We start from the raw sequence: 11,885 nt of genomic DNA on the forward strand, positions 1-11,885 counted from the left end.
GCCTTCGAGAAGGCGGGCCGTTCTGCGTTTCGACGTGCGACGATATGCGCGATATCCGGCGATGATTTTCTCCGGCTGCCGCCGTCTCATCTGTGGGGCCGCGGCCGCCGGCCGCAGGCCCGTATCCACTCCGGAGGAGGCAATCGTGAAGTCGGCTACCGCATATCTGTTGTTCGACGGTGATGCCGAGGAGGCATTCACCTTCTATCAGTCGATCCTGGGCGGGGAACTGCAGATGGTTCGCTATCGCGACATGGGTGACGGCGGTGGCGGGAACCTGCCCGAAGAAGTGGGCAAGCGAATCGCCAACGCCGCGTTGACCTGGCGGGAGGATCAGCTGCTGATGGGGTCGGACTGTCCGCCCGATCAGCAGATCAACCACGACAACGTGCCGTTCAGCGTCTGCCTGGATATGGACGACGAGGCCGAGGCCGGACGGATCTTCACCGGGCTGTCCGCGGGCGGACAGGTCACCATGCCGCTGGGCAAAACCGAGTGGGCGAAGCAGTTCGGTATGGTCACCGACAAATTCTCGGTGCCGTGGATGATCAATCTGTACGGCGGCGAATAGATTTCGACCGCACGCCGTGACCCGCCGGGCGGCGTCGGTTGTGGGGAGCTAGCTGTAGGGAATGGGCTCGTTGGCGCGCGCCCACGCCTTTTCGGCCTCGCTGCCGGCGTCCGGTGGGAACAGTCCGTCGATCATCCACAGATCGCGCGGGGATTCGTAAGTGTGGAATTCCCAGTGCAATCCACGCGCGCCGGTGTAGGGCTCCATGATCGAGTTGAGCCGCTGCGTCGATCGCTTGCGCATCTGCGGGTCGTCCAGATGGCGGGCGAGATGTTCCACGACGATTCGCACCGTGTTGTTCGACGGCTTCCCGCCGACGAAGAAGGACGTCTCCTCGATCTCCTGGAACAGCACGACGACGTAGAACTCCGGCAAGCCGAAGGAGGCGTACAGCGCGGTGATGTCCCGGGCGAAATCCTGTTTGTCGGCGTCGGAATAGGTGTCGGCGGGGTGGTGCACATGCCACAGTGGCATCGGTGGTTCCTTTCGAAAGATGATGTGCGGTAACGGGTTCAGCGGGAGATGGTCAGTGCGAGGCCCTCGACGGGGCCGGACAGTGCCGCCTTCACGCCGCGCGTGACGTCGTCGACCAGCACTTCGGTATCGCCGCGCAGTACGCCGTCGAAGACAGCCTCGGCCACCACGCTCGGCGCGAGCTTGTCGCCGGGAAGGCGCCGCACCATCTCGGTATCGGCGAATCCCAGATGGACGCCGACCACCTGCGTGCGCTGTGCGGCCAGCTCCAGCCGCAGCGAATTGGTCAGCGACCACAGCGCCGCCTTCGACGCACCGTAGGCCGCCGCGCCCGCGGCCCACGACAGCACCGAATGGATGTCGATCAGGACGCCGCCGCCGTTGTCCGCCAGAATCGGCGCGAATGCCTGGACTACCCGCAGCGGGCCGAAGACGTTGGTGTCGAACGTGGTGACGATATCGGCCATATCGGCGCTCAGCAGCGGTGCGGGAAGGAGTACGCCGGCATTGTTCACCACGATCTCGACGTCGCGGGCCCGCAATGCCGCGGCGGCGACCGAATCGGCGTCGGTGACGTCCAGGGCGAGCGGCTCGGCGCGGGGGTCGTCGGCGGCCTTCGGGGCGCGGGCGGTGGTGTAGACCTTGGCGGCGCCGCGCCTGAGCAGCTCGTCGGTGAAGGCTCTGCCGAGCCCCCGCTGCCCGCCCGTCACCAGTGCGACCGCGCCTTCGATTCCGGCCATCTCTCGTCCTTTCGGATCGTTCGGGGCGACTGCCCACCCTCTGGATAACGATCTCGTTAGTTAGATGACAGCACAGCTCGCTGGGTAACGCAAGCGTTAGGTAACATGGTCTCGTGTCGATGATGTTCGAGCCGCGACTGAGCGACCGGGACGCCTGGTCGATCGGTGACCGATGTTCGGCCGGACGGGTGCTCGAGTTGCTCAGCACGCGGACGGTTTTCCTCGTCGTGCGCGAATGTTTCTACGGAACAACCCGATTCGAGGACTTCACGACCCGGATCGGAACGTCGGCGCCGGCGGTGTCGCGTGCGCTCAAACAGCTCGAATCGGCGGGCGTCGTGGAACGGGTGCCGTATCGCGAACCCGGCCGGCGCGAACGCGCGGAATACCGCCTGACCGCGGCCGGTGAGGATCTGCTGCCGATATTCCTGTCGCTGATGCAGTGGGGCGACAAATATCTGCAGGATGGAAAGCCGCCGCTGTCGTTCGTCGACCGGGAATCCGGGGCGGTGGTGGGGGTGCGGGTCACGGCTGAGCCCGTACCGGACACGAAGGCCGATGAGATCGAGATTCGGCTGAACTCGTCGCGTCAGCCTACGGGACCCTGGGCGAGCGACGCCTGACCGGACTCGCTCTGTCCCGAGCGGTCCACCCAGGTGAGTGTGACCGTATCGCCCGGGTGATGCTGATCCATCGTGTTGGTCATGGTGGTCGCCGAATCGATGCCGTGACCGTCCAGCCCGGTGATCACATCGCCCGCGGCCAGGCCCGCGGCCTGTGCCGGACCGCCACTCACGATATTGCGCACCAGCGCACCGGAGCCGTTGGCATCGCTCATCGTGATACCGAGGAACGCGGAATCGCCGATGTGCACGCGGTCCGAACTCTTCCCCGCCTGGATCTGCGCGGCGATCGTCTTCGCCTTGTTCATGGGAATCGCGAAGCCCTGACCACCGCTCGCGCCGAGCTGGAAGCCCTGGGATGCGGCGGTATTCACGCCGACCACCTGGCCGGAGCTGTTGATGAGCGGACCGCCGGAATCACCCGGCTGAATGTTCGCGGCCACCTGGATGAGACCGGTCAGCTGCTCGGCGGCGCCGGCCGATTCGTCGCTGGCGGTGATGGAGCGGTCCAGCGCGGTGACGCGTCCGCCCGCCGCGGTCGGGGAGCCGGTGCCGCCCGCGTTGCCGACACCCACGATGGCGTCGCCGACCTTCACCTGGTCCGAATCGCCGAGCGGCGCCGTCTGCAGTCCGGAGGCGCCCTGCAACTTCACCACGGCCAGATCGTCCTGACGGTCGAATCCGACGACGCTGCCGCTGTAGGTGCGGCCGTTGCCGAGATCGGTGGCCGAGATGTCGGTGGCGCCCTCCACGACGTGGTTGTTGGTGAGGATGGTGCCGTCCGATCCGAGCACGATGCCGGTTCCGGCGCCCGCGCCGTTCTGCATCCCGAGTTCGGTGTTGATCACGACGATGCCCGGCACCACCGCGTTCGCCGCCTGTTCCAGCGCCGCGGACTGCGGTTGCGAATCGACCGGCTGCACCACCGAACCCTGGCCGTGGCCGAACGGGGCCGCTTGGCCGGGGCCGTGGGCGTCGATGCGGGAGCCGACCAGGGCGATGGCGAGCGCCACCACCGCGACCAGGGCCGCCAGCATTCCGAAGGTCATGCCGTGCCGTGGCGCGCGTCCTCGCGGCGGATACTGCTGCGGGTAGGGGTACTGCCCCGGGTAGGGCGGCTGACCCGGATACCCGTGCGGACCGTACGCCCCCGATCGTGGTTCGTACGGTCCGGGCTGGTGCGGCCGATTGCCCTCGTTCGGATACACGCTCATCACGTCCTGTTCGGTCACATCCTGTGTGTCGGCTCGGACCCGGGCCCCGACGCATTCGGATCCTCTATCAATTAAGCGCGCGATTCCTGAGAAGGGGCTGGGTGCTTGCCGTGGAACCGCCGACATGGGCCGGATCACGTCCGGCTTCGAGTTCTGACGAATCTGTGACGCTGTGGTCGATGCGCTCGTTCGGGCGGGTTCACCGGGGGGAATTCGCAGTACGCTCGCCGTTATGGCCGGATCGGGACTGCGCGCGGCCTGCGGAATCGTGTCCGCGGGGCTGGCGCTGGGCGTCGCGGAGTTGGTGTCGGTACCGGTGGGGGCGGGAAGCGCGCCGCTGGCGGCGATCGGGGCGACGGTGGTCGATCACACGCCCGACGGGGTGCGGGAATGGGCGATCGACACCTTCGGCACCGACGACAAAATGATGCTGTATCTGCTGATGGGCGTGGTGGCGCTGATCGTCGCGGCGCTCGTCGGGGTGGTCGAGCGAACCGCGCGGCCGATCGGATCGGTGGTGCTCGGCGTCTTCGGCATCGGGGCGGCGTGGGCTGCGCTCGAACGCCCGGCCGCCAACTGGACCTGGGCGCTGCCGTCGGTCGTGGGGGTGGCGCTGGCAATCGTGTCGCTGCGGTGGTTGATTCGGCGATACGAGGCGTTCGGTGCGCCGGCGATGGTGCGGGGTGGTGGTGCCGCGGTGCCCGATCCGGCGAAAGCCACTGCGGCGCAAGAGGACCGGGCTCACGCGCCAGAGATTCGGATCGAGCGTGGAGCAGCCGAGGCGGGCTCGGGTGGCGGTGCGCCCTTCGAGGGAGACGACGCCCGCCTGAGTGCGCGCGGAGCCAACTGGCCCCGCGTGGTGAAACCCGATGTGGCGCGGGTCGATCGACGGCAGGTGATGCGGGGGATCGTCGGGGTGGGAGTACTGGCGGTGGCGGCCGGAATCGCCGGGCGCGTACTCGGGGCGAGCGCCCGCAGTGTGGCGGGGGAACGGGCGGCGGTGCGGTTGCCGCCGCCGAATGTGCCTGTGCCTCCGGTGGATCCGGCCGCGGATCTGCGAGTACCGGGACTGGCGTCGTATCTCACCCCCAATTCCGACTTCTACCGGATCGACACCGCGCTGACCGTTCCGCAGGTCAGCAAGGAGACGTGGTCACTGCGGATCCACGGCATGGTGGACCGCGAAATCCGGCTCGACTACGCCGATCTGGCGCGCCGGCCGTCGGTGGAACGCTTGGTGACGCTGACCTGCGTCTCGAATCCGGTCGGCGGCGATCTGATCGGCAACGCGAGCTGGCTGGGTTATCGGCTCGACGCGTTGATCGCCGAGGCCGGGCCGCATCCGGACGCCGATATGGTGTTGTCGCGCAGTGCCGACGGCTTCACCGCCGGAAGTCCGCTCGCCGCGCTCACCGACGGCCGCGACGCCCTGCTCGCGGTCGGCATGAACGGCGAGCCGTTGCCCGTGGAACACGGATATCCGGCCCGGTTGGTCGTGCCCGGACTCTACGGTTACGTCTCGGCCACCAAGTGGGTCACCGAACTCGAGATCACGAGATTCGATCGCGCCCAGGCCTATTGGACGCGGCGCGGCTGGTCCGAACGCGGGCCCATCAAGACCGGCACCCGTATCGACACCCCGCGCGGTGCCGTCCGGGCCGGGAAGGTGACCATCGCCGGTGTGGCCTGGGCGCAACATCGCGGTATCGACGCCGTCGAGGTCCAGATCGACAACGGCCCGTGGCAACCCGCCCGCCTGGCCGCCGAACCGTCCGTCGACACGTGGCGGCAATGGAGTTACGACTGGGACGCCTCCGCGGGAACGCATACGGTCCGCGCCCGCGCCACCGACGGCACCGGAACGGTTCAGACCGCGGAGGTCGCCGACGTCATTCCGGACGGGGCGAGCGGCTACCCCTCGCGGACGATCCGAGTCGGGTAGACGCGCGACCTCCGCCGGCGCGGCCGAGCGGGGGAAATGCGGCCCGGCGCCGATCGGCTACGCGCACCGCGCCGAACACGGCGAGGTCCGCGTGGCAGCACTGCCACGCGGACCTCGTATCGCGCTGTCGCGCACCCTGTTCGGCGCGCCGACCGGGCTCAGCCGGGGATGCCTGCCTTCTCCGGCTCGGTACCCGCCTCGGTCTCCTCCTGCTGCTTCTTCGCCGAGTTGCCGACGAACAGGGCCGAAGCCACCACACCGATCAGCAGAATCGCGCCGGGCAGGATCATCGCCTGGCCCAGGGCTGTGCTGAATTTGTCGAGGATCTGCTCGGGGATGTGGCCCATCCCGGTGCCGCCACCCTCGCCGAACTGGCCGCTGCCCAGCCCCTGTGCGGACATGCGGGCCGAGATCAGCGCGCTGATCGCGGCGCTACCGAGCACCGAACCGACCTGACGGGTGGTGTTGTAGACACCCGCACCGGCGCCCGCCTGATGAATCGGCAGGTTGCGGGTGGCGGTGGAGGCCAGCGGAGCCCAGATGCAGGAGTTCGACAGACCGGCGACGGCCGCGACCACCAGGAATACCGCGATGGAGCTGTCCGGCTTCATCAGCGCCGCGAAGCCGAAGACGGTCAGGGCGAACACCAGGAATCCGATGGTGGGCAGGATGCGCGGCGGCATCCGGTCGGAGATCTTGCCGATGAACGGCGCGGTCAGGCCGGTGACGATCGCCATCGGCGCGAAGACCAGCGCGGCCCGGGTCGGGGTGTACTCGCGCACCGCCTCCAGGTAGAAGTACGCCGGCACCATCAGCGAGGTGACCGCGGCGCCCATCGCGGCGATCGCGACGCTCGACATCGAGAAGTTGCGGTCGCGGAACAGGCTCAGCGGCACCAGTGGCTCGTCCTTGTTGCGCGCCTGGTTCACCACGAACAGCCCCAGCACCACCAGGCCCGCGATGATCATCGCCCAGATCCAGGCGTCCCAATCCCGGGTATTGCCCTCCTGGATGCCGAAGACCAGCAGGAACATGCCGATACCGCTGAGCACCACGCCCACGAAATCGAACTTGTGCTGGTGGGTTTCCAGATTCGGAACCAGCCACACCGCCAGCGCGAACGCCACCACGCCGATCGGCACGTTGATGTAGAAGATCCAGTTCCAGCCCTGCCAGTCGACCAGCACGCCGCCGAGGATCGGGCCGACCAGTGTCGCGAGGCCGGCGACGCCGCCCCACAGCCCCATCGCCGCCCCGCGCTTGTCCGGCGGGAAGGTGCGGGTGATGACGGCCATGGTCTGCGGCGTCATCAACGCCGCGCCCAGGCCCTGCACCGCGCGGGCCGCGATCAGCATCTCCACATTGGCCGAGACCGCGCACCACAGCGAGGCCAGCGTGAAGACCGCCAGTCCGGCCAGGTAGATGTTCTTCGGTCCGAAGCGGTCGCCGAGGCGGCCGGTGACCAGCAGCGGCACCGCGTAGGTGAGCAGATAGGCGCTGGTCACCCAGATGACTTTGTTGATGTCGGTATGCAGATCCTGCATGATCGCCGGATTGGCCACCGCGACGATGGTCATATCCAGCAGGATCATGAAGAATCCGACGACCAGCGCGGTCAGCGCCAGCCACGGATTTCTTTGCGATGTCATAGATTTCGTTCCTGTTCCCGGCATCGATCGACGACGACGACCGATGGGTGGTTCGTATGAAGGTCTCGGGGCGCGCCGCGTACCTGCGCCCGATCAGTGCTCGGCAGCGGTCGCACCACCTTTCCGCAGCTCGGCGAGTACGTCGTCGGTCAGGGCCGCACCCCAGTCGTGACCGAGGTCACCGGTTCTGTTGGGGCAACGGGTTCCGCCCTCGTCGAATTCCAGCCACGGCAGCGAGCCGTCACGCAACTCCTCGGTGAGTCCGCGCAGCCACGTGACCTCGTGTTGTGCGACACCTCGCAGATAGTCGATCACCATCCAGTACCGGCGGGGTACCTCGCGGGAGCGCGCCCATTCGCGAATGGCGTCGAGTTCGGTGATGTCGTTGTCCAGCCAGCCGATCCGCTCGGTGATCAGGGCGATCACCTCCTCGACCGGAAGATTGTGTGCCTCCGCCAAGCCGATGGGAAAGATCGGATACTCACGAGTCGGCTGCCGGACGATATCGGCGATCCGGGTACGCAGCGCCGCGGTACCCGCTTCGGTGATGCAGTAGGTGGTGCGTTCCGGCCGGTTACCCGAACGCTCGGTACCCTCCGCCTGGACCAGTCCTTGTTCGGCCAGCCGGGTCACCGTGTGATAGAGCGAGCCGGGGCGAATCTTGAGCAGATTGTCCTTCCGGCGTTTGAGCAGCAGTTGGTACATCTCGTACGGATGCATGCGGTCTTCTTCCAGCAGCGCCAGTACCGAGATCGCCAACGGCGTCAACGTGGCACCCGGCTGCTTGGACATCGGTCTCGACTCCCTTCGTCGCTGCCGCCGCACACTACGCGGGCGGACCGACATGTTCCGGCTCAAATATTCCACGCCGAATATACGACGCGGAAGTGGGGCGGCACAAGACTGTTTCACTCATTACGACGATCGAGGACCCCCGAATGTGACGCGGCTGGAGGTGCGACGCCGCTCGTGCTCCGGATACGACGAACGCCGGGCCGGACCGCTCGGCAGAGCGATCCGACCCGGCGTGCGGGCGATACGACCTAGTCGGTGGGGGCGAACGCCTCGTCGACGATCTCCTGCTGCTCCACCGCGTGCACCTTCGACGAACCCGAGGACGGGGCCGACATGGCGCGGCGAGAGATGCGGCGCAGCTTGTTGAACCGGTCCGGCAGGATCTCCGGCAGGTTCAGCCCGAAGAACGGCCAGGCGCCCTGGTTGGCCGGCTCCTCCTGCACCCACGCCAGATCCGTGGCGTTGGGGTAGGTCGCGAGCTTCTCGTTGAGCCGGTAGGACGGGATCGGATACAGCTGTTCGATGCGCACGATCGCGACGTCGTCACGGTTCTTCTTGGCCTTCTCGGCGACCAGCTCGTAGTAGAGCTTGCCGCTGGTCAGCAGGATCCGCTTGACCTTCGACCGGTCGCCGTCGCCGCTCTCGTAGGTCGGCTCCTCGAGCACCGAGCGGAACTTCGCGTCGGTGAAGTCCTCGACGTTGGAGACCACGGCCTTGTTGCGCAGCATCGACTTCGGGGTGAAGACGATCAGCGGGCGGCGGATGCCGTCGAGCGCGTGCCGGCGCAGCAGGTGGAAGTAGTTCGACGGAGTGGAGGGGACCGCCACCGTCATCGAACCCTCGGCGCACAGCTGCAGGAACCGCTCGATGCGGCCGGAGGTGTGGTCGGGACCCTGACCCTCGTGACCGTGCGGCAGCAGCAGCACGACCTCCGACAGCTGACCCCACTTGGCCTCACCGGAGGAGATGAACTCGTCGATGATCGACTGCGCGCCGTTGACGAAGTCGCCGAACTGCGCCTCCCACAGGACCAGCGCGTCCGGGTTGCCCAGCGAGTAGCCGTATTCGAAACCGACGGCCGCGAATTCGCTCAGCGCCGAGTCGTGCACCGCGAACCAGCCCGGATTCTCGCTGCCGATGTTGTGCAGCGGGGTGTACTCCGCACCGGACTTGCGGTCGATGATCACCGAATGCCGCTGGGTGAAGGTGCCGCGCCGGGAGTCCTGACCGGTCAAGCGCACCGCGCGGCCCTCGTCGATCAGCGTGCCGAAGGCGAGCAACTCGGCGAAGGCCCAGTCGATCTTGCCCTCGTAGGCCATCTCCCGGCGGCGCTCCAGCACCGGCTTGACGCGCGGATGCACGTTGAAGCCGTCCGGCACGCCGAGGAAGGCGTCGCCGATGCGCTGCAGCACCGACTTGTCCACGGCGGTGACGACGGTGCCCGGAACGGTCTGCTCCTGCTCGACCGATTCACTCGGCTCCGGCGGGTACTTCTCCAGCTCGCGGACCTCGTTGAACACCCGCTCCAGCTGACCCTGGTAGTCCCGCAGGGCGTCCTCGGCCTCTTTCATCGAGATGTCACCGCGGCCGATCAGGGCCTCGGTGTAGGACTTGCGGACGCTGCGCTTGGTGTCGATGACGTCGTACATGTACGGCTGGGTCATCGACGGGTCGTCGCCCTCGTTGTGGCCGCGACGGCGGTAGCAGATGAGGTCGATGACCACGTCCTTGTGGAACTTCTCGCGGAAGTCGGTCGCCAGGCGCGCCACCCAGGTGCAGGCCTCGGGATCGTCGCCGTTGACGTGGAAGATCGGCGCGCCGATCGACTTGGCGATATCGGTCGAGTACTCGGTGGAGCGGCTGTTCTCCGGTGCGGTGGTGAAACCGATCTGGTTGTTCACCACGATGTGCACCGTGCCGCCGACGCGGTAGCCGCGCAGGCCCGACATGTTCAGCGTCTCGGCGACCACACCCTGGCCGGCGAAGGCCGCGTCACCGTGCAGCATCAGCGGCACGACCGAGAAGGTGCGAGCCTCCTCGCCCTTGGTGACCAGGTCTTCCTTGGTGAGCAGGTCCTGCTTCGCGCGGACCAGACCCTCCAGCACCGGGTCGACGGCCTCGAGGTGCGACGGGTTGGCCGTCAGCGAGACCTCGATGTCGTTGTCGCCGAACATCTGGATGTAGGTGCCGTGCGCGCCGAGGTGGTACTTCACATCGCCCGAGCCGTGGGTGGCGGCCGGGTTCATGTTGCCCTCGAACTCGGTGAAGATCTGCGAGTACGGCTTGCCGACGATATTGGCCAGTACGTTCAGGCGACCGCGGTGCGGCATGCCGATGACGACCTCGTCGAGCCCGTGCTCGGCGCACTGGTCGATGACGGCGTCCATCATCGGGATGGTCGACTCGGCGCCCTCCAGTGAGAAGCGCTTCTGGCCGACGTACTTGGTCTGCAGGAAGGTCTCGAACGCCTCGGCCGCGTTCAGCCGCGACAGGATGTACTTCTGCTGGGCGACGGTCGGCTTCTCGTGCTTCTGCTCGACCCGCTGCTGAATCCATTGCAGCTGTTCGGTTTCCAGGATGTGGGTGTACTCCACACCGACGTGGCGGCAGTACGCGTCGCGCAGCACCGACAGCACGTCGCGCAGCTTCATCCGCTCCTGGCCGTGGAAGCCCGCGACGTTGAATTCACGGTCGAGGTCCCACAGGGTCAGGCCGTGCTGGGTGACGTCGAGGTCGGGATGGCTGCGGAACTTGTCCTTCACCAGCCGCAGCGGATCGGTGTCGGCCATCAGGTGGCCGCGACTGCGATACGCCGCGATCAGCTCCTGGACGCGCACGCTCTTGTCGACACCGCGCTCTTTGATGTCCTTGCGCCAGCGGACCGGCTCGTAGGGCACACCCATGCCGTGGAAGATCTCGTCGAAGAATTCGTCGGAGATCAGCAGGTTGTGGATGGTGCGCAGGAAATCGCCCGACTCCGCGCCCTGGATGATGCGGTGGTCGTAGGTGGAGGTCAGCGTCATCAGCTTGCCGATACCGATCTCGGCGAGCTGCTGGTCGCTCATGCCCTGGAATTCGGCCGGGTACTCCATGGCGCCCGCACCGATGATCGCGCCCTGACCGGGCATCAGCCGCGGCACCGAGTGGTTGGTGCCGATGGTGCCCGGGTTGGTCAGCGAGATGGTGACGCCGGTGAAGTCCTCGGTGGTGAGCTTGCCGTCGCGCGCGCGGCGCACGATGTCCTCGTAGGCGCTGTGGAACTGCGCGAACGACATCGTCTCGGTGTTCTTGATCGCCGCGACGACGAGAGTGCGGCTGCCGTCCTTGCCCGGCAGGTCGATCGCCAGGCCGAGGTTGGTGTGCGCGGGGGTGACCGCGTTCGGCTTACCGTCGACCTCGGCGAAGTGGCGGTTCATGTTCGGGAACGCCTTGACCGCCTGGACGATCGCGTAGCCGAGCAGGTGGGTGAACGAGATCTTGCCGCCGCGGGTGCGGGCGAGGTGGTTGTTGATGACCAGCCGGTTGTCGATCATCAGCTTCGCCGGGATGGCGCGCACGCTGGTAGCGGTCGGGATGGTCAGCGACGACGACATGTTCTTGACGATCGCCGCGGCCGGTCCGCGCAGCACCTTCGACTCGTCGGCGGCCGGTTCGGCCGGGGAGGTCTTGGTGGGAGCGGCGTTGGAGGTCGGCGCCGGGGTGGTGCTGGCCTGTGGCTTGCTGCCGCGGGCCTGCGGCGGCGCGGCGGCGGCCGAGACGGCGGCGGTGGCCTTGGGCGCGGCCGGAGCGGAGGCCGCCGGGGCGGCGGGAGTGCTGTTGGCTATCTCACCCGGCGATTCCGGTATGTAGTCGGCGAGAAACTCGTGCCAGCTCCAAG

General features: G+C 67.3%; 9 protein-coding genes. 3 read left to right on the forward strand and 6 right to left on the reverse strand.

The window, feature by feature from the left end; translation table 11 throughout:
- Positions 1–145: 145 nt before the first annotated feature.
- Positions 146–571, forward strand: coding sequence for a VOC family protein (locus A5780_RS18485; protein WP_063910944.1), 426 nt, complete (start codon positions 146–148; stop codon positions 569–571).
- Between the two features lie 48 nt (positions 572–619).
- Here A5780_RS18485 and A5780_RS18490 read toward each other — a convergent pair whose 3' ends face one another.
- Together A5780_RS18490 and A5780_RS18495 are read right to left on the reverse strand one after the other, a co-directional pair.
- Positions 620–1,045 (reverse strand): tautomerase family protein, encoded by a 426-nt coding sequence (locus A5780_RS18490; RefSeq protein ID WP_063019032.1) that lies wholly within the window; start codon positions 1,043–1,045, stop codon positions 620–622.
- A gap of 38 nt (positions 1,046–1,083) precedes the next feature.
- Positions 1,084–1,785, reverse strand: coding sequence for an SDR family oxidoreductase (locus A5780_RS18495; protein WP_064902045.1), 702 nt, complete (start codon positions 1,783–1,785; stop codon positions 1,084–1,086).
- 119 nt (positions 1,786–1,904) lie between these two features.
- On the opposite strand from A5780_RS18495, the gene A5780_RS18500 reads away from it, so the two are divergent.
- Positions 1,905–2,408, forward strand: a complete 504-nt coding sequence (locus A5780_RS18500; protein WP_063019044.1) for a helix-turn-helix domain-containing protein — start codon at positions 1,905–1,907, stop codon at positions 2,406–2,408.
- Here the strand turns inward: A5780_RS18500 and A5780_RS18505 are convergent.
- Positions 2,375–3,457: a S1C family serine protease gene (locus A5780_RS18505; RefSeq protein WP_063019046.1), complete on the reverse strand. Its 1,083-nt coding sequence runs from the start codon at positions 3,455–3,457 to the stop codon at positions 2,375–2,377. The genes A5780_RS18500 and A5780_RS18505 overlap by 34 nt on opposite strands.
- A gap of 397 nt (positions 3,458–3,854) precedes the next feature.
- Between A5780_RS18505 and A5780_RS18510 the strand changes: the two genes are divergently transcribed.
- Entirely contained in the window at positions 3,855–5,564 is a 1,710-nt protein-coding gene (locus A5780_RS18510; RefSeq protein WP_064909088.1) for a molybdopterin-dependent oxidoreductase, read from the forward strand.
- A 158-nt stretch (positions 5,565–5,722) separates the two neighbouring features.
- On the opposite strand, the gene A5780_RS18515 is transcribed toward A5780_RS18510, so the two are convergent.
- The 3 genes from A5780_RS18515 to A5780_RS18525 all read right to left on the reverse strand — a co-directional run.
- Positions 5,723–7,213 carry a DHA2 family efflux MFS transporter permease subunit gene (locus A5780_RS18515; RefSeq protein ID WP_064909089.1) on the reverse strand — a complete coding sequence of 497 codons (1,491 nt, stop codon included), beginning with the start codon at positions 7,211–7,213 and terminating at the stop codon, positions 5,723–5,725.
- Positions 7,214–7,306: 93 nt separating this feature from the next.
- The gene (locus A5780_RS18520) at positions 7,307–8,005 is read right to left on the reverse strand and encodes a PadR family transcriptional regulator (protein WP_030514941.1); all 699 of its coding nucleotides are present in this window, start codon (positions 8,003–8,005) and stop codon (positions 7,307–7,309) included.
- Positions 8,006–8,256: 251 nt separating this feature from the next.
- Positions 8,257–11,885 (reverse strand): multifunctional oxoglutarate decarboxylase/oxoglutarate dehydrogenase thiamine pyrophosphate-binding subunit/dihydrolipoyllysine-residue succinyltransferase subunit (locus A5780_RS18525; RefSeq protein WP_082976550.1); only part of this gene is annotated, 3,629 nt, incomplete at its 5' end.

This window comes from Nocardia sp. 852002-20019_SCH5090214 (genome assembly GCF_001665865.1).
GTDB classification, from domain to species: Bacteria; Actinomycetota; Actinomycetes; order Mycobacteriales; family Mycobacteriaceae; genus Nocardia; species Nocardia nova.

Excerpts from the sequence above, each read along its gene's own strand:
- A5780_RS18490 (WP_063019032.1), bottom strand. The coding sequence starts at position 1,045 with ATGCCACTGTGGCATGTGCACCACCCCGCCGACACCTATTCCGACGCC.
- A5780_RS18495 (WP_064902045.1), bottom strand. The coding sequence starts at position 1,785 with ATGGCCGGAATCGAAGGCGCGGTCGCACTGGTGACGGGCGGGCAGCGG.
- A5780_RS18500 (WP_063019044.1), top strand. The coding sequence starts at position 1,905 with ATGATGTTCGAGCCGCGACTGAGCGACCGGGACGCCTGGTCGATCGGT.
- A5780_RS18505 (WP_063019046.1), bottom strand. The coding sequence starts at position 3,457 with ATGACCTTCGGAATGCTGGCGGCCCTGGTCGCGGTGGTGGCGCTCGCC.
- A5780_RS18510 (WP_064909088.1), top strand. The coding sequence starts at position 3,855 with ATGGCCGGATCGGGACTGCGCGCGGCCTGCGGAATCGTGTCCGCGGGG.
- A5780_RS18515 (WP_064909089.1), bottom strand. The coding sequence starts at position 7,213 with ATGACATCGCAAAGAAATCCGTGGCTGGCGCTGACCGCGCTGGTCGTC.
- A5780_RS18520 (WP_030514941.1), bottom strand. The coding sequence starts at position 8,005 with ATGTCCAAGCAGCCGGGTGCCACGTTGACGCCGTTGGCGATCTCGGTA.